Below are 15,455 nucleotides of genomic sequence, written 5' to 3' on the forward strand. Positions count from 1 at the left end.
GGGTTTTCCCGTTTTTGGAGGCATTCATAAACATGCAGTTCCCCTAAAAAAACAAGCAGCCCTGGATAGGGCTGCTTTGTTATGATCAGCGGATACGGCTTTCTGTATCCTTATCAAAGAAGTGGACTTTGTTCATATCAATCGCCAAGGTAATTTGGTCTCCACCGTTGATATCGGAACGGGAATCGACACGTGCGATGAATTCCTGGTCATTCAATTTGGAATACAGGTAGGATTCGGAGCCCATCAGCTCAGCTACTTCAATGTCGGCCGTAATTTTCTTGTCCTGGTTGGCATCGATAAAGAGCGGCTCATCGTGCATATCTTCCGGACGCACACCGAGGATAATTTCCTTTCCGATGTAGCTCTGTTCTCTGAGCGGCTTCATTTTTCCTTCCGGTACGGCAATTTTGATTTCTCCGAGTTCAATGTGACCATCTGCCAGTGTGCCATGGAGGAAGTTCATAGCCGGGGACCCGATGAAGCCGCCGACAAACACATTCTCAGGCTTATCATAGACATCCTTCGGCTCACCCACCTGCTGGATGATTCCATCTTTCATAACGACAAGACGGGTGGCCATCGTCATCGCTTCGGTCTGGTCGTGGGTAACGTAGACGGTCGTTGTCTGCAGACGCTGGTGCAGTTTCTGGATTTCAGCGCGCATCTGGACACGAAGCTTGGCATCCAGGTTGGATAAAGGCTCATCCATAAGGAAGACTTTTGCGTCACGGACGATGGCACGGCCGAGGGCTACACGCTGTCTCTGTCCCCCTGACAGCGCTTTCGGTTTACGGTCCAGTAAAGCCTCCAATCCAAGAATCTGAGCGGCGTTCTTGACGCGGCGTTCAATTTCTGACTTATCCATCTTGCGGAGTTTCAAACCGAAGGCCATGTTGTCATACACGTTCATGTGCGGATACAAGGCATAGTTCTGGAATACCATGGCAATGTCACGGTCTTTTGGTGCTACATCGTTCATGCGCTTGTCATCAATCATGAAGTCTCCACCGGTGATCTCTTCAAGCCCTGCAATCATACGGAGTGTTGTCGATTTACCACAACCGGACGGACCTACAAAAACAATGAATTCCTTGTCATTGATATGAAGGTTGAAATCGTCGACGGCTTTCACATTTTTATCATACACTTTATCAATATTGTTCAGTTTAAGTTCTGCCATTGGAAACTCCCCCTGTTTTTGAAATCGCTTTCTTAACTGATTTCAGTGTACCGAAGTTTCTGAAAACGGTAAATGGACAAAGTGCACAAACTCACCATCGTGAGCTTTGTGCACTTTGTCGAATTACAACTGTAGATGTAAAAGAGCAAGATAGGTGATGACCGCCCCTTTGAAATCCTTAATATCCAAATCCGTTTTTTCGATGAACTTATCGACACGATACTGCAGGCTGTTCCGGTGCATATACAGCTTTTTAGCAGCAAGGGACGTGTTGGATCCGGTTTCAAGGAAAACCTTGATGGTCTGAAGCAGTTCCTTATCTTCCAGTACCTCGTGGAAGATCGACTGCTCCACCTGATGCCAATAGGCTTCAGGAAGGTAGTCGATGTAGAAATAGGGAATAATATCCTTGTAGGAAACGACAGCGGGCATGTGGTATCGATCTGCCAGATCGGCTCCGCTCAGCGACCATTTCAAAATAGAAGGGGCTTCTTTTAAGTCAGAACTGAAATGGCTTGTGAAAAAACGTATATTTGTGTAGAAGTCACTCATGAGAACATCCGGAATCCCTTCGAATGTCAGGACCTCCTGCCCGCTCGAGAAGATTTCCTCCACCAAGTATCCCGCCCGGTCCGACTGCCAGAGCAGGGGCACGCGTTCCGGAAATAGAGACTGGAGCGCTTCTTTTATCGTGCTTTTTTCAGTGCCGGAGTCATCAAATGTAAACAGGATGAAGCGGTACGACTGCGGCCAGGAAATGCCTTCATACTGGCTGCCGGTGGAAGTGAGTTCCTTCCACGCCGTTTCCCTTTCTGTCTCGGTCATGGTATCTTTCTCAATAGGAGTAAGGAAGATGGATAACAGCTCCGCTTCCTGGTTATTCCTTTCGCCCTTAGGGATGGCAATGAGTTCTTTTTCCGGCGTCAGATAATAGTCCCACTGGTCTGAATCGCCGGCTTCTGCTTCGGTGATCACCCTCATAGAGGGGTAGATCTGCTGGAGTTGATGAATGACAGACATGAATCTCTTCCTTTTTACTAGGATATTTACTATTATAGTAATACAATGTAGAAATCCGCAAAGTCAATTGATCCCTATACATGATAAGTCGGAGGGAGAGGAGGAATCGGAGTGGAACACGTAAAAGAACAGAGTTTCTATGGACAAGAAACGAAAAACCGGTTGAAACGCATTGAAGGGCAGGTGCGCGGTGTCCTTAAAATGATGGATGAGGAAAAAGACTGTAAAGATGTCATCACCCAGCTGTCTGCGGCACGTTCAGCGATGGACCGGGCGATTGGTTATATTGTAGCGAAAAACCTTGAGGAATGTATACGCGTTGCTCACGAAGAGGGAGAATCCGCTGAAGATTTAATCAATGAAGCTGTACAGATGATTGTGAAAAGCCGCTGAAATGAAGCTGTCTCTGATGGATGAGGGTCCATCAGAGACAGCTTTATTATTTTTCTGCAAGGTCATTTTTCCGATTTTCCTGAACCGGAATTTCATGGGCTTCCCCGATCTGCTCCCGCCCGTATACCGGCGCTACGGTGCCGCCCGCCATTCCTTCATTAATCATGCGGTCAACATCCACTTCAAACTGGTCTTTTCCTTCGGGTGCCTTCTTTTTTTCCTCCTTCATTCTGGTCACCTCCTTCCTTATAGGGTGGCCCGTTTGAAGGGGAATCATGAGAGTGGATATTTTTTCATTCCTCTCGTTTGGCACACGCCGCATTTTTCCATTATACTTGGTACACTACGATAGAAAGAGGTTGTACGATGCATCCAATACTTCTGATTCTTTTAATGATGGGGATCGGTGCCTTGATTGGTGGAGTAACGAACTCTCTCGCGATTAAGATGCTTTTCCGCCCTTACCGTGCGATATATATCGGGAAGTTCCGCGTTCCATTTACGCCGGGGCTTATACCTAAACGACAGAATGAATTAGCACAACAGCTCGGGAAAATGGTCGTGAATCATCTTCTTACACCCGAGGGTATCCGCCGCAAATTGACTGAACCTGCTCTGGTGAGCCAGATGACCTCCTTGGCTGAACAAGAGGCGTTGAAATGGATGCAGCAGGATAAATCCGTCCAATCCCTGCTGAAGGATTTCCAAATCGATGTGGCTTCAGAGGAAATTCGATCGAATACGGCTTCTTGGATCGAAGAACGGTACCATAAGCTGATGGATGGATACAGGCAGCAGGAAATCAGAGAGCTGCTGACTCCGGAATGGACATCGAAGGTGGATCATGGCGTTGACCAGGCCGCTGAGCACATTCAAAAAAGTATCGAGAATTATTTCCGGAGTACAGAGGGAAAAGAGAAAGTTTCCGCCCTCATTGATAATTATCTGGACAATCAAGGGTTTCTCGGTAATATGATTTCCTCTTTCTTAGGGCCGGACGGGCTGACTGAACGTCTGTATCCGATTCTCCTGAAATATGTGTCCGACAGTGAAATGAATGAATGGTTGAAAACGATGCTTCATGCAGAAAAAGAGAAATGGCTCGACATGCCCCTGGAATCCGTGGAAGAACGAATCGGTTCTGATGAAATCGGGCGTCTGATCGGGCAGACGGCGGCGGAGGCTCTTCCTGTTGAGCAATGGATGGAGCGTTCGATTGCAGACTGGACCGCTCCTATTCAGGAGAAGGTGACCAAACAATGGATTCCGGTCCTCATTAGGAAATCCATCGATGTCATCTCCGGCAAGGTGGAAGGGATGATCCAATCCGTTCGACTGGAGGAAGTCGTCAAGGAAGAGGTAGAGGCTTTCCAGGTGGATCGTCTGGAGGAGATGGTCCTTGGCATTTCGAGAAGGGAATTCAAGATGATCACATATCTCGGAGCTCTTCTTGGAGGACTGATCGGTCTGCTGCAGGCCGCTCTCGTCATGGTGATCGGATAAGACCCTATTCCTATACAGACTTCAGTGAGTCTGTTATAGTGGGGTAGGAATGTTAGAAGTACGAAATTACAGGAGGGCTTATTTTATGGCAAACCTATACGATTACGCTTATGATTTGGAAAAAGCGATCCGCAACAGTGAAGAATTCACAAGCTTGAAAGAAGCTTATGAAGCGGTTATGAATGACGAAGCAGCGAAAACAATGTTTGATGATTTCCGTCAGACACAAATGACGCTTCAACAAAAACAGATGCAGGGAGAGGAAATCTCCGAAGAAGAAGTGGAGCAGGCTCGTAAAGTCGTAGAACTTGTACAGCAGCACCCACAGATTTCCAAGCTGATGGAAGAAGAACAGCGTTTGAACACTGTTATCAACGATATCAGCCGTATTATTACAAAACCGCTGGAAGAGCTTTACGGTAATCCGGAAGAGCCACAGCAGTAATGCAGTTGACCGCCGTTTCTACGGTGGTCCGAGTCTGCAGAGAACCTTTTGTTCTCTGCAGACTCTTTTTTTATGCCTGGAAACGCAGCGGCCCTTCTCATTCAGCAGGAGTCTGTCTTTGTGTCTTTTCTGCATGATGGATGGAATGTTGTCGACCTTTGCAGGAGAAAAGAGACACGCCGGCGAAATGTAACGAATAGAAGACATTTTTGAATCCAGGGGGAGAAGAATGGGCCACTTTAGGGTTGAAGAAAAGGATAATGTTGTGCACATTACGTTGGACCGCGGAGAAAAGTACAATGCGCTCGGGACGGAGCAGTTAGCTGAATTTGCTTACGTTCTCGATCAGGTGCAGCATTCAGAGGCTCAGGTTGTGGTTTTGTCGGGAAGTGGAGACGGCTTTTGTGCCGGCGGGGATCTTACTATGATGAAGGAAGCCGCCGACCGTGACGTGTACGACCAGGTGATGGATGACATTGAATATATCGTCAAGTCTTTTTATACGATGCCTAAGGTTGTGATCGCTGCTGTTCACGGGCCTGTCGTCGGGCTCGGACTCAGTATTGCTTTATCGGCTGATTATGTAATGGCGGAAGCAGGGGCGCAGTTGTCCATGAACTTCATCGGCATCGGACTTGCTCCGGACGGGGGCGGCCACTTCTGGCTTCAGGAACGTCTGGGTACCCATCAGGCCAAGCATTTTACTTGGAAGGGGGAGCAGATGTCGGCTGCCGAAGCTTATGAATACAAGCTGATCGACCAGGTTGTTGAAGGATCGGTCCAGCAGAAAGCTGGAGACCTTGCAGAATATTGGAGCCGCCGCCCGCTCCGATCGATGATTGCGACGAAGGAGATCTATCATAAATATGGCTTGGAAAAGCTCCAGACCTATTTGACAGAGGAAAGGGAAACCCAATGGATGCTGAGGCACACAGATGACCACCTCGAAGGTGTTCAGGCTTTTATGGAGAAGAGGAACCCTGTATTTCATGGAAAATAATGAAGAGCCGCGCCATTAAGCGCGGCTCTTTTCAGCGGTGGAAAAGAACCAGCCGTCCATCAGGCGACACGCAGCGGTGGGTAAACTCACTGTATCCATGCTCCGTCAGTTTGGCTGTCCCTATTTTTTTCGCTTCCTCATCATGTTCAGCTTCAAAGTTCTCATCAAGCACATTTGTCCCGTCTTGTTCGAATACGGTTAAGTAGTAGCGTTTCATGGATGTCCCCCTCGAATGAATAGTTGTTCATTTATTTACATTTGTCATGAGAAAGCGAAATTCCTGCAAAAAGCTTCAAGTTTCTTCATTTTTATTTGTGGAAAAATTGAAACTCCCGGGCGGACAAGCCCGTAAGATAAACAGAAAGGGGAGGTTATCGGAATGACTTTGAGGTTGGAGAATGTTACAAAGACGTTCGGTTCATTCACGGCAGTGGATCATTTATCCATCGAGATACCTGAACAGCAGATTTTCGGTTTTCTTGGAGCCAACGGAGCGGGCAAAACGACGACGTTCCGTATGATCCTCGGGCTGCTGGATCAGACAGAAGGAGAGATATCGTGGAATCGGGGGAAAATCGGCTATGGGGAGAGCCATTTGATTGGTTATCTTCCTGAAGAGCGGGGGTTGTACCCGAAGTTGAAAGTGAAAGAGCAGCTTGTGTACCTGGCTAAACTGCGCGGGATGTCCAAAAAGGAGGCAGTGGAGGAAATCGACCACTGGCTGGAACGATTTAAAGTGCCGGAGTATAAGCAGAAAAAAGTAGAGGAGTTGTCCAAAGGGAATCAGCAGAAAATTCAATTCATATCGGCTGTTCTGCATAAGCCGGAGCTGCTTATTCTGGATGAGCCGTTTTCCGGACTGGATCCGGTCAATGTAGAAATGTTGAAAGAGGCTGTTGTGGAATTGAAGGAAGCTGGCACATCCATTGTGTTTTCATCCCACCGTATGGAGCATGTGGAGGAATTGTGTGAAAGTCTTTGTATCCTTCATCATGGATCCCCCGTCGTTCATGGCAGGTTGAAGGAGATCAAACGGTCATTCGGTAAGAAAAACATCCGCATTCATGCAGATTTTGATACCTCATATTTACAGTCGTTCAAGGGTGTGACCAAATATAAGCCGCTTGCAGAAGGATGCGAGCTTCAAATTACTGCGGAAGAAGCAGCTGCGGGTATTTTTGAATCCCTTCATGGAAAAGGCTTTGTCCGCACCTTTGATTTGGAAGAACCGACACTGAATGATATTTTCATTGAAAAGGCAGGGGCTTCCTATGAATAAGTTCTTCATTATGATGGGCCATACATATAAAAATAGAGTGAAATCCAAATCTTTTGTGATTACGACGCTCATTATGCTCGTGTTTATTTTCGCTGTATCCAACCTTCAATCCATCATTGAACAGTTCAGTGGGGACGAAGATGAAAACCGTATTGCCATTCTTTCCGAAAGTGCAGCTTGGGCGTCGGCTTTTGAAAGAAGTCTCGCTTCCAGTGAGTCAGCAGCCGCTGAAACCTATGAAGGGACGCTGGAAGAGGCAAAGCAGGAAGTAGAAGAAGGCAGTTATGAGGCTGTCGTTCACATCCGGCAAGGGGCAGATCAGCTCCCGGAAGCGACGTACTTTGCCAATCAGATTGCGAATATAGAAGCAAGTGAGCCTGTCCGTCAGGCCCTGCAGCAGGTGAAAATCGAGCAGGTGACCGAAGAAGCAGACGTGGCGCCGGAAACCCTGCAGCAGATATCAGCTCCGGTATCGTTTGAACTGGAAGCCCTGGAGGAACGGGCGAAATCCGCGGAAGAACTCAATCAGACGCGCGGAATCGTATATATCATGTTGTTCTTTATGTACTTTGCTGTCATTATGTACGGCCAGATGATTTCTACGGAAGTAGCTACGGAGAAATCCAGCCGGGTGATGGAAATCTTAATTTCCAGTGTGTCTCCGGTTTCCCAGATGTTCGCTAAAATCATCGGTATCGCTCTCGTGGGCTTAACCCAGTTTGCCATTTTCCTGACCGCCGGATATTTCAGTATTCAGCGGACGATAGAGTCGGGGAGCGCTTCATTTATTGATGGGCTGGGGCTGACCACGATTCAGCCTGCCACCATCATTTATGCGGTCGTATTCTTCCTGCTGGGATACCTATTGTTTGCCACCCTTGCAGCAACGCTCGGGTCTCTCGTCAGCCGTCTGGAGGATGCCCAGCAGATGACTGCTCCTATGATCATGCTTATCGTGGCTGCCTTTATGATTGCGATGTTCGGTCTGGCCTCGCCGGATTCGACTTTCATTACCATCAGCTCGTATTTCCCGTTTTTCACCCCGTTGATTATGTTCCTGAGAGTCGGGATGCTTGACGTCCCCGTATGGGAGGTCTCCCTTTCCTTAGGCGTGCTGATCGGTTCGATTGCGCTGCTCGGCTGGATAGGGGCAAGAATTTACAGAGGAGGCGTTCTCCTTTACGGAAAATCATCATCTTTGAAGGATCTTAAAGCAGCCCTCCAACTATCGAAAAAAGAAAAGTCATCCTGAACGTTTCCGCCCTTCCCGGGGCGGTCTTTTTTTGCCCAGAAGCCTTGGAAGCGAACGTGCATTCGTGGGTGTGCTTTGGTAAAATAAAAGAAAAAGATGGAGTGAAGGAGCGGAAGCTATGCGGAATGGAATCACATTTGTCCATAGTGCAGATCTGCATATGGACAGCCTGTTTAAGACGAAAGGCCATCTCCCTGAGGAACTGCTCGAACGGCTGCGGGCGGGAACCTTTGAAGCCTTTGACCGCCTTATTCAAGTATGTATAAAAGAAGAGGCGGATTTCCTGTTGATTGCCGGGGATGTCTATCATGAGGAACTGCGCAGCCTGAAGGCACAGGTCCATGTGCGCCGGGGATTTGAGAAGCTGCAGAAGCACGGGATCAATGTATACGTCAGCTTTGGAAATCATGACTTTACGTCAGGAACGGAGCACGCGGTTTCCTTTCCCGAAAATGTATTCCTATTCGAGAGCGAGCGTGTCCAGGAGGTTCCCTTTTATAAGCAGGGGGAGCTTCTGGCGCATATTTATGGCTTTTCTTACGAGACAAGGGTGGTTAAGGAGCACAAAGCGCAGGAGTTTCAAAAGACGGGACACCCTCCGTATCACATTGCTATGCTTCATGGAAGTCTGGAATCGAATACGGATCACGATGTTTATGCTCCCTTCACATTGGAGGAATTGAAGCGTACGGGGATGGATTACTGGGCGCTCGGCCATATCCATAAACGGGAAATTTTATCTGCAGACCCGCTGATTATCTATCCGGGAAATACACAGGGCAGGTCTCAGAAAGAACAGGGGCCGAAAGGGTGTTACGTCATCGAAGAACAGGAGGGGGAATGGGAGTACAGGTTTCAGCCTCTGCACAGCTTTGTGTATGAAAGTGTTACCGTTCCTGTTCCATCCCTGGAAAGCCCGAATGAATTGGAGCGCGTATTAGAGAGTGCGAAGCATCACGTTGTGGAAAGCGGCGACTCTGTCATGCTCTCTGTGACGATTGAAGGCAGCGGGCGTCAGTGGAAACGCTGGTGGTCCTCGGGGGTAATGGATGAATGGAAGGATATCGTTAACGAAAATGAAGACGTTACCGAAGACGGCTGGGTGTGGATTGAAGATGTGCGTCTGGATGAAAGGGTAAGCTGGACTGAAGAAGATCTTCATGGTCCTCATTTCACGGGAGAGTTCTTGAAGAAAATGAATGAAGCAGACGTCGAAGCCTTGGATTCGTGGCTCGCTCCATTGTACGGTCACAGGAAGATGTCGCGGTTCGTTCCTTCCCTTAATGAAAAGGAGCGGGCGGAAGTGCTGGAGAAAGCAAAAGCAGCGGCAGTAAACCAATTAATAGGAAGCGGGGATGAGGGCTTTGATCATACATAACCTATATATTCATGGCTTTGGAAAATGGAGCGGGTTCTCCCTAACCTTCGCTGAGGACCGTCCGAACATCATTACAGGAAGGAATGAAGCAGGGAAATCCACCCTTTATCATTTCTTTTTATACATGTTTTTCGGTCTGCCGCCTAAGCAGAGGGAAGCATATAAGCCTAAACAAGGCGGGGGGCTTGGAGGTACCATCACGGTAGAGACGCCAGAAGCTGAAGTCGTGACAGTCGAACGATTTCATGACCGGCATAAAGGACAGGCGGTCTGCCGCAGCTCTCTTGGAGTAGAGTATGGAGAAGAATGGCTGAGGGAACAGTTGAATGGTCTGGACCGGGAGAGCTTTGAAGCGATCTTCAGTTTCAATGCGGACGACCTCCGCCATTTGGAAACGCTGTCTGCTGAAAGTCTTGGTGAAACCTTGCTGGATATCGGTCTCACCGGATCGGATCGGATCAGCCGCACAGAAAGATGGCTGGAAAAGAAAGTGGAGGAGCTGTTCAAACCCCAGGGCAGAAAACCCGTAATCAATGAACAGCTTCATAAAGTGGAAGACCTTTATAAAAAGAAACGATCACTCGAAAAAGAGGAGCAGGACTACCTTCATCTGCTTGAGGAAAAGCAGCAGGCGATGGAGGAAATCGAAGCCTCTGGAATGGCCTGGAGGGAGAAAACGAATGCCCTCTACCGGACGGAACAATTATTGAAAGCCAGACCGGCACTTGTGAACTATCATCAAGGGCTGGAAGAACTTCAACGCCGGGCGTTCATTGTTTTTCCTGATGGGGGAATGGAAAGATACAGGCAGCTCAAGGAAAAAATCCTCCCCCTTCAATCAGAAAAGAAGCTCCTCACTTCGGATGTCGAAGCCGGAAAGGAAAAGCTGAAGGCTTTGGCGTCCGCCTACCAGCCTCAACGACTTGAGGAAGCAGCAATGCTTTTGAAGCAACGCCCCGAATCAGAAAAGATCGATTATGAGAAAGATCGGCTGCATAAGGAATCAGAGCGCAGGCAGGAAGAGCTGTCCAAGGAAGTCCAGGCGCTGGATATTCCATTGACCGTTGCCGATCTTGATGATTACACATTTCCCTTCTATATAGAAGAAACGTGGAGAGAATTGAAAAACGAAGAACAGACATTGGTTCAGGAAAGGGCCTATATTCATGATCAAAGCATGGATCTGGAGCGGGAGTTTCAGTATGTAGAGACGAAGAAAGCTGAATTGGAAGAAGAGATGATCGGTGAAGACGAAGCGGCTGCTCTTCAATCCAAAGTTCAGGAAGCTTCAGAAACGGCTGCGGCCAACCGAGCCACAAGGAACAGTGGAAAAGCCGGCAGGAGACGTCCGAACAGGTCTGTTCTTTTTGTTGGAGCCGCCACTGTCCTATCAGGCGGGGCAGCGGTCTTTATAGGCGGCGGGAGTGTTGTTTGGCTGCTGCTTGGAGTGATGTTGTCCATCGGTCTCAGTTTCTATGCTTCCCGCCTTCCACAGAGTGTCCATCCTCAAATCCCGGATAACAGAGAAGAAGAAGTGGAAAGAGCACGGGAGGAGCTGAGGAAATATGAAACAAGAAGAACGGAATGGAAGCATGTTCATGATCAGTGGAAGCAGCTGAATCATGAAGACATCCGTCTTCAGGAAAAAGAAAGTGTTGCCGCGCAGCGCCGGCGCCGCTTGGAAGCTCAAGTGACAGAGCAGCGAAGCCTTTATCCGTTTCTAACCGGACTTGATGTGAAACACTGGGAGAAGTTATTTCATAAAGTCGTTCAACTTCGTGAAAAGCGAGTGGAATACCTTCAGGCAGTGAATCGGATAGAGGAACTGGAAAGGGAACAGGACAGAATGATTGAGCAATTGAAAACGTTTCACAGACGTTTAGATTGGGAAATAATAGATCATACTGTCCGTACAGGCTGGAACGAATTGAGCGGCTGGGTCAAAAAGCAGGAACAGTTGGAAAGGGATGTCCATCAACAAAAAGAAGCGTTGGAAGCGTTGGAACACCGTCTTAAAAAAATCACGTATCAGCTGCAAGGTTATCTTGAAGAATGCCATCAGCTTTTTGAAGAGTGCGGGGTCGAGAGCGAACAAGACTTCTATAAAAAGGCGGAAAAGGCAGAAACCGTAAGGAAACTTCAGGAGAACGTCGCCGGGCATCAGTTTCAAATCGAAGGGTTGTTGTCTGAAGAAGATCAGACATATGCGGATGTATGGAATCAAGTGCCGGAGGAAAGCCGGCTGCTGACCGAAATCCGAGAGTTCAAACGGGATATTGAGCAGCTGGAAACGCAGCAGTCCGATGCGCGGCAGCATCTTGCGGATATCCACAGCCGGCTCGATCAGATGGAGAATTCTGATGAGCGTTCAGCTCTGACCCACCACTATCAGGCGGAGAAAGAGAAGCTGAAGGAGCTGGCAAAGGAATGGGCCGGCTATCAGACTGCCCTCCAGGCCTTAAAGGAAACCAAACAGTCCTACCAATCCACCTACCTTCCTGCTGTACTGGCATCGGCTGAGGACTATTTCCGGGTGTTGACCGACCGCCGCTATGAAAGCATAGCGGCTGATGATCCTGAACGGGGGATCACCGTGCTCAATTCAGAAGGAATGCTTTTTGCCCCTGGAGAATTATCGAAGGGGACGCGCGACCAGTTGTACATATCGCTGCGTCTGGCTCTGGGGGAAACGATGGCCGGCCAAAGGCCGCTTCCCTTTTTTATGGATGATGCGTTTGTGCATTTCGATGAAAGCCGGCTGCAGAAAATGACTACGATTCTACAGGGCGTATCCACCCGTCACCAGGTGCTGTTTTTCTCCTGGAGAAGTGACCTTCAGCAAGTGTTTACAGACGCAAATATTCAGCAGTTAAAATAAATTGAGGTTTAGGTCGCAATCTCAGGACTTTAATGATAAAATGTTCTAAGATTACATGAGCATTATGCAAATGGAGGGTTTCCATTGCCAGAAACAAATAATAAAGACTGGACGAAATACGAAGAAACAATTGAACAATTCATTCAGGTGATTGCTAAGAATATGAGCCTCTACGGGGTGACTCCTTCGATAGGACGACTGTATGGAGTGTTGTACTTCTCCGAGGAGCCGATGACGCTGGATGACATGCGTGAAGCTCTTGAGATGAGTAAGACGAGTATGTCCACAGGTGTCCGGGCTTTGTCTGATATGAAAATGGTGGAACCTTCCTTTAAAAAAGGAGTTCGGAAAGACTTGTACAAGTCTGAGGAAGACTGGTATAAGTCATTCACTTCCCTTTTCGGGAGCAGGTGGAGACATCATACAGAAACGAACATTGAAGAGGCGGACGAGGCGATTCAGGAACTGGAATCTCTTCAGAACCGCACTTCCGATGAAGAGTTGAAAGAGAAGATCCAGGTGGATATCGACCGTTTAAAATATGCCCAGAACTACTACCGCTGGCTGATGAAATTCATCCATGTCGTTGAATCCGGGGAAATTTTTAAATACGTTCCGAAAATCGATCAGAAGAGTGAATAACATAAAAAAACTGTCCCGGCTTTTCCGAGCATTGAATGGAAAAAGCGCGGGGCAGTTTTTTTGCTGGAGGGGAGCTTGTTCATATTCCGTCATGCTGATACATAAGCTTATGGTAAACAGGGCAGGGAGGAACAGCGTATGCTATTCGGTTTGCCGATCTGGGTATTTCTATGTGTGGCTTTTATATTTTTCAGTGGCTATATGGCTTTCCGGGCTATGAGGGCGGAACATACATTGGAGCAGGAGTTTATTGAACAAGAGGGACAGGTGTATTTGAAGAGGATCGAGCAGGAAAAGCAGCGGCGGGGAAAACGGAGAATGACCTCAAACTAAAAGCCGGGTGAAGGATCACCCGGCTTTTTATTATTCTTCTGTATTCTCTTCTTCCGTGCTTGATTCCTCTTCTGCTGCTTCGTCTTCTTCAGATGCGTCATCAAAAAGACCTTCGAATTGATCATCCTTCACATCAATCTCGGCATCTTTTTCAAGCTGATCCATTTTCTCTTGAAGCTGTGTCTGATCGACCTTCTGGCTCACAAGTGTGCGTCGGATTTCATCTTTCGTATCTTCATAAGACTCGATATCTTCTTTTTCGCGCTTGTCGGTCACTTTAATGATATGGTAGCCGAACTGTGTTTCGACAGGTTCACTGACGCTGTCTTTTTCCAATTCGTAGGCTTTCTCTTCGAATTCAGCGACCATCTGTCCTGGACCAAACCAACCGAGATCTCCGCCGTTTTCAGAGGAGCCGTCTGTGGAGTATTCTTTGGCAAGCTCTCCGAAGTCACCACCGTCATCAAGCTTTTTCTGCACTTCTTGAGCGGTTTCTTCATCTTCGACTAGAATATGGCTTGCTTTTACTTCTGTTTTCATGCGTTCATAGTACTGCTTCATTTCTTCTTCCGTGATTTCGACATCTTCAGCTGCCGCCTTTTCCTGAAGCAGGCTCATGCGGATGGTTTCCTTGAAGGCTTCTTCATCAGAGAAGCCATTCTGTTCAAGAACGGTTTCAAACTGCTCCCCGTACTGGTCTTTCAATGTCTGCAGTTCTTCTTCAACGGCTTCATCGGTCACTTCATAGTTGTTGGAAAGAACTTCTTTCATAACAAGGCTTTGAAGCACTTGATCACCATGCTGGCTTTTCAGTTCCTGATAGAATTCTTCCTTCGTTACTTCTCCATCTTTCGTTTGAACGACGACTTCCGATTCATCCGCGTTTGATGAACAAGCTGAAAGGGTGAAGACGCCTGCCGCCAAGGCAGCAGTAATGGCTACTTTTTTCATGTGCATGACACTCCTAAAACGTTTTGTAATTTTTTCATGACGTAGAGATTAAATAAACAGCCTATGAGTAAATATAACACATTTTCCCTGTCCTATACTATAATGTTCAGCGAAAAAGGGTGGGGGAGCTTCCACCCCCAGTCTTTCCTTATCCGATCGAATATAAAACAGGCCGCTGAAGGGATCAGCGGCCTGGGTCATTATAGTGTATTTAAGACTTCCACATAGGATGAAATGAGTAAAATAGTGATCAGCACATTAATTGTTCGGAATACACGAGTCTGCTTCTCGTTCGACATTTTCGTTTTTAAGCATAAGGAATGTGTGAGTGAGTTAAACACGAATAAAATGACGAGCGCGTACAAGCTGAAACCAAATGCCATGTTGATGAACCTCCTTTATTCCCTATGAAACTACTCTATCAAAGTTTAACTGGATTGAACAGGAAAACCCCGTTCCAGGCCATAAAAAAACAGCGCTCCACTGAACGCTGTTTTTGATTTTATGCTTTCGGCTGATGAATGAGAATATCGTAGCCGTCTTTCGCATTTTCAATGATGCATTTCCTCGGTGCTTTCGCGAAATGGCTGACATAAAGAAAATCTGAAAAGGACAGCCCGATATTCACAGAGGCAAACAGCACCAGATAGGCGAAGTAATTCGGGAAGACGTAACTCATGACTAGTGTTGGAACAGTAATCAAAAAAGTCGGTGCCAGTGCCATCGTCATGGACATCGGTTTGGACAGCCTCGTCTTGCATTGATACGAGAACGTCGGTACGCAGCGTTTCCTGAATTTAAAGTGAACCCGCAGTCGTTTATAGCTGAGCATCAAAGGCAGCATATGCATGAGCCTGTGAATGGACGGCAGAAAGAATAGAATGACCAGCAGCGGTATAAAACCGTGATCGTTCATATCATGCGTCGCATGGATCATGGAAAACGGCAGGTAAAGAATTAAAAAGGACAATAGTCCGGTGAGAATAGACATGATATAAACACGGTTTAATCCGAATTCTTTATTGATGTTCACTGATTTCCAGCAGTTCATCATAAGAATCCCCCCTTACTACAAAAAATGCTGTGATTTTATTATGATTATCGATATGATAGGAGTACGTTTTCTCTATCGTTTTATTAGCACAAGACGAATAATAGTATGTTTAGAGACAAAAAGCAATAGGTTTTTCGTAAAAAA

The 15,455-nt window shown here is 47.3% G+C and carries 17 protein-coding genes; 10 read left to right on the forward strand and 7 right to left on the reverse strand.

Going from position 1 to position 15,455, the window contains the following annotated elements; all coding sequences use genetic code 11:
- Positions 1 to 85 precede the first annotated feature (85 nt).
- A complete protein-coding gene (locus tag ACXAGL_RS12815) occupies positions 86 to 1,183 on the reverse strand; it encodes an ABC transporter ATP-binding protein (protein ID WP_474967782.1) in 1,098 nt (365 codons plus the stop codon).
- A 123-nt stretch (positions 1,184 to 1,306) separates the two neighbouring features.
- On the reverse strand, positions 1,307 to 2,203 hold the full coding sequence (locus ACXAGL_RS12820; protein WP_474991320.1) for a PucR family transcriptional regulator: 897 nt from the start codon (positions 2,201 to 2,203) through the stop codon (positions 1,307 to 1,309).
- Between the two features lie 111 nt (positions 2,204 to 2,314).
- Here ACXAGL_RS12820 and ACXAGL_RS12825 point away from each other — a divergent pair, with 111 nt between their 5' ends.
- Entirely contained in the window at positions 2,315 to 2,596 is a 282-nt protein-coding gene (locus ACXAGL_RS12825; RefSeq protein ID WP_027956555.1) for a metal-sensitive transcriptional regulator, read from the forward strand.
- Between the two features lie 46 nt (positions 2,597 to 2,642).
- Here ACXAGL_RS12825 and ACXAGL_RS12830 read toward each other — a convergent pair whose 3' ends face one another.
- Positions 2,643 to 2,825, reverse strand: coding sequence for a hypothetical protein (locus ACXAGL_RS12830; RefSeq protein ID WP_474967784.1), 183 nt, complete (start codon positions 2,823 to 2,825; stop codon positions 2,643 to 2,645).
- Between the two features lie 137 nt (positions 2,826 to 2,962).
- Here ACXAGL_RS12830 and ACXAGL_RS12835 point away from each other — a divergent pair, with 137 nt between their 5' ends.
- The 3 genes from ACXAGL_RS12835 to ACXAGL_RS12845 all read left to right on the forward strand — a co-directional run bounded on the left by ACXAGL_RS12835 (position 2,963) and on the right by ACXAGL_RS12845 (position 5,544).
- Positions 2,963 to 4,099, forward strand: a complete 1,137-nt coding sequence (locus ACXAGL_RS12835) for a DUF445 family protein (RefSeq protein WP_474991321.1) — start codon at positions 2,963 to 2,965, stop codon at positions 4,097 to 4,099.
- Positions 4,100 to 4,184: 85 nt separating this feature from the next.
- The gene (locus ACXAGL_RS12840; protein ID WP_160834837.1) at positions 4,185 to 4,544 is read left to right on the forward strand and encodes a YlbF/YmcA family competence regulator; all 360 of its coding nucleotides are present in this window, start codon (positions 4,185 to 4,187) and stop codon (positions 4,542 to 4,544) included.
- A 229-nt stretch (positions 4,545 to 4,773) separates the two neighbouring features.
- Positions 4,774 to 5,544, forward strand: a complete 771-nt coding sequence (locus ACXAGL_RS12845) for an enoyl-CoA hydratase (RefSeq protein ID WP_474991322.1) — start codon at positions 4,774 to 4,776, stop codon at positions 5,542 to 5,544.
- Between the two features lie 31 nt (positions 5,545 to 5,575).
- Here ACXAGL_RS12845 and ACXAGL_RS12850 read toward each other — a convergent pair whose 3' ends face one another.
- The gene (locus tag ACXAGL_RS12850; protein ID WP_474967787.1) at positions 5,576 to 5,761 is read right to left on the reverse strand and encodes a YhzD family protein; all 186 of its coding nucleotides are present in this window, start codon (positions 5,759 to 5,761) and stop codon (positions 5,576 to 5,578) included.
- A 162-nt stretch (positions 5,762 to 5,923) separates the two neighbouring features.
- Between ACXAGL_RS12850 and ACXAGL_RS12855 the strand changes: the two genes are divergently transcribed.
- The 6 genes from ACXAGL_RS12855 (at position 5,924) to ACXAGL_RS12880 (ending at position 13,306) form a co-directional block, all read left to right on the forward strand.
- Positions 5,924 to 6,823, forward strand: coding sequence for an ABC transporter ATP-binding protein (locus ACXAGL_RS12855; protein ID WP_474967788.1), 900 nt, complete (start codon positions 5,924 to 5,926; stop codon positions 6,821 to 6,823).
- The gene (locus ACXAGL_RS12860) at positions 6,816 to 8,075 is read left to right on the forward strand and encodes an ABC transporter permease (RefSeq protein WP_474991323.1); all 1,260 of its coding nucleotides are present in this window, start codon (positions 6,816 to 6,818) and stop codon (positions 8,073 to 8,075) included. Before ACXAGL_RS12855 ends, ACXAGL_RS12860 begins: the two co-directional genes overlap by 8 nt.
- 118 nt (positions 8,076 to 8,193) lie before the next feature.
- Positions 8,194 to 9,453, forward strand: a complete 1,260-nt coding sequence (locus ACXAGL_RS12865) for a metallophosphoesterase family protein (protein WP_474991324.1) — start codon at positions 8,194 to 8,196, stop codon at positions 9,451 to 9,453.
- A complete protein-coding gene (locus tag ACXAGL_RS12870; RefSeq protein ID WP_474991325.1) occupies positions 9,440 to 12,331 on the forward strand; it encodes an ATP-binding protein in 2,892 nt (963 codons plus the stop codon). The genes ACXAGL_RS12865 and ACXAGL_RS12870 overlap by 14 nt, the downstream gene beginning before the upstream one ends.
- A gap of 84 nt (positions 12,332 to 12,415) precedes the next feature.
- Entirely contained in the window at positions 12,416 to 12,973 is a 558-nt protein-coding gene (locus tag ACXAGL_RS12875) for a GbsR/MarR family transcriptional regulator (RefSeq protein ID WP_027956545.1), read from the forward strand.
- Between the two features lie 138 nt (positions 12,974 to 13,111).
- Positions 13,112 to 13,306, forward strand: a complete 195-nt coding sequence (locus ACXAGL_RS12880; RefSeq protein ID WP_474967792.1) for a sporulation YhaL family protein — start codon at positions 13,112 to 13,114, stop codon at positions 13,304 to 13,306.
- 30 nt (positions 13,307 to 13,336) lie between these two features.
- Here the strand turns inward: ACXAGL_RS12880 and ACXAGL_RS12885 are convergent, their stop codons facing one another.
- From ACXAGL_RS12885 to ACXAGL_RS12895, 3 genes are all read right to left on the reverse strand, one after another.
- Positions 13,337 to 14,257 carry a peptidylprolyl isomerase gene (locus ACXAGL_RS12885; protein WP_474967793.1) on the reverse strand — a complete coding sequence of 307 codons (921 nt, stop codon included), beginning with the start codon at positions 14,255 to 14,257 and terminating at the stop codon, positions 13,337 to 13,339.
- A 200-nt stretch (positions 14,258 to 14,457) separates the two neighbouring features.
- Positions 14,458 to 14,640 carry a hypothetical protein gene (locus ACXAGL_RS12890; RefSeq protein ID WP_027956542.1) on the reverse strand — a complete coding sequence of 61 codons (183 nt, stop codon included), beginning with the start codon at positions 14,638 to 14,640 and terminating at the stop codon, positions 14,458 to 14,460.
- 119 nt (positions 14,641 to 14,759) lie between these two features.
- The gene (locus ACXAGL_RS12895; protein WP_474967794.1) at positions 14,760 to 15,311 is read right to left on the reverse strand and encodes a DUF3267 domain-containing protein; all 552 of its coding nucleotides are present in this window, start codon (positions 15,309 to 15,311) and stop codon (positions 14,760 to 14,762) included.
- Positions 15,312 to 15,455 lie beyond the last annotated feature (144 nt).

The sequence above is a fragment of the Halobacillus sp. ABA4_118 genome, from assembly GCF_056160205.1.

Excerpts from the sequence above, each read along its gene's own strand:
- ACXAGL_RS12880 (WP_474967792.1), top strand. The coding sequence starts at position 13,112 with ATGCTATTCGGTTTGCCGATCTGGGTATTTCTATGTGTGGCTTTTATA.
- ACXAGL_RS12855 (WP_474967788.1), top strand. The coding sequence starts at position 5,924 with ATGACTTTGAGGTTGGAGAATGTTACAAAGACGTTCGGTTCATTCACG.
- ACXAGL_RS12815 (WP_474967782.1), bottom strand. The coding sequence starts at position 1,183 with ATGGCAGAACTTAAACTGAACAATATTGATAAAGTGTATGATAAAAAT.
- ACXAGL_RS12865 (WP_474991324.1), top strand. The coding sequence starts at position 8,194 with ATGCGGAATGGAATCACATTTGTCCATAGTGCAGATCTGCATATGGAC.
- ACXAGL_RS12860 (WP_474991323.1), top strand. The coding sequence starts at position 6,816 with ATGAATAAGTTCTTCATTATGATGGGCCATACATATAAAAATAGAGTG.
- ACXAGL_RS12885 (WP_474967793.1), bottom strand. The coding sequence starts at position 14,257 with ATGAAAAAAGTAGCCATTACTGCTGCCTTGGCGGCAGGCGTCTTCACC.
- ACXAGL_RS12895 (WP_474967794.1), bottom strand. The coding sequence starts at position 15,311 with ATGATGAACTGCTGGAAATCAGTGAACATCAATAAAGAATTCGGATTA.
- ACXAGL_RS12845 (WP_474991322.1), top strand. The coding sequence starts at position 4,774 with ATGGGCCACTTTAGGGTTGAAGAAAAGGATAATGTTGTGCACATTACG.
- ACXAGL_RS12820 (WP_474991320.1), bottom strand. The coding sequence starts at position 2,203 with ATGTCTGTCATTCATCAACTCCAGCAGATCTACCCCTCTATGAGGGTG.
- ACXAGL_RS12850 (WP_474967787.1), bottom strand. The coding sequence starts at position 5,761 with ATGAAACGCTACTACTTAACCGTATTCGAACAAGACGGGACAAATGTG.
- ACXAGL_RS12840 (WP_160834837.1), top strand. The coding sequence starts at position 4,185 with ATGGCAAACCTATACGATTACGCTTATGATTTGGAAAAAGCGATCCGC.
- ACXAGL_RS12890 (WP_027956542.1), bottom strand. The coding sequence starts at position 14,640 with ATGGCATTTGGTTTCAGCTTGTACGCGCTCGTCATTTTATTCGTGTTT.
- ACXAGL_RS12830 (WP_474967784.1), bottom strand. The coding sequence starts at position 2,825 with ATGAAGGAGGAAAAAAAGAAGGCACCCGAAGGAAAAGACCAGTTTGAA.
- ACXAGL_RS12835 (WP_474991321.1), top strand. The coding sequence starts at position 2,963 with ATGCATCCAATACTTCTGATTCTTTTAATGATGGGGATCGGTGCCTTG.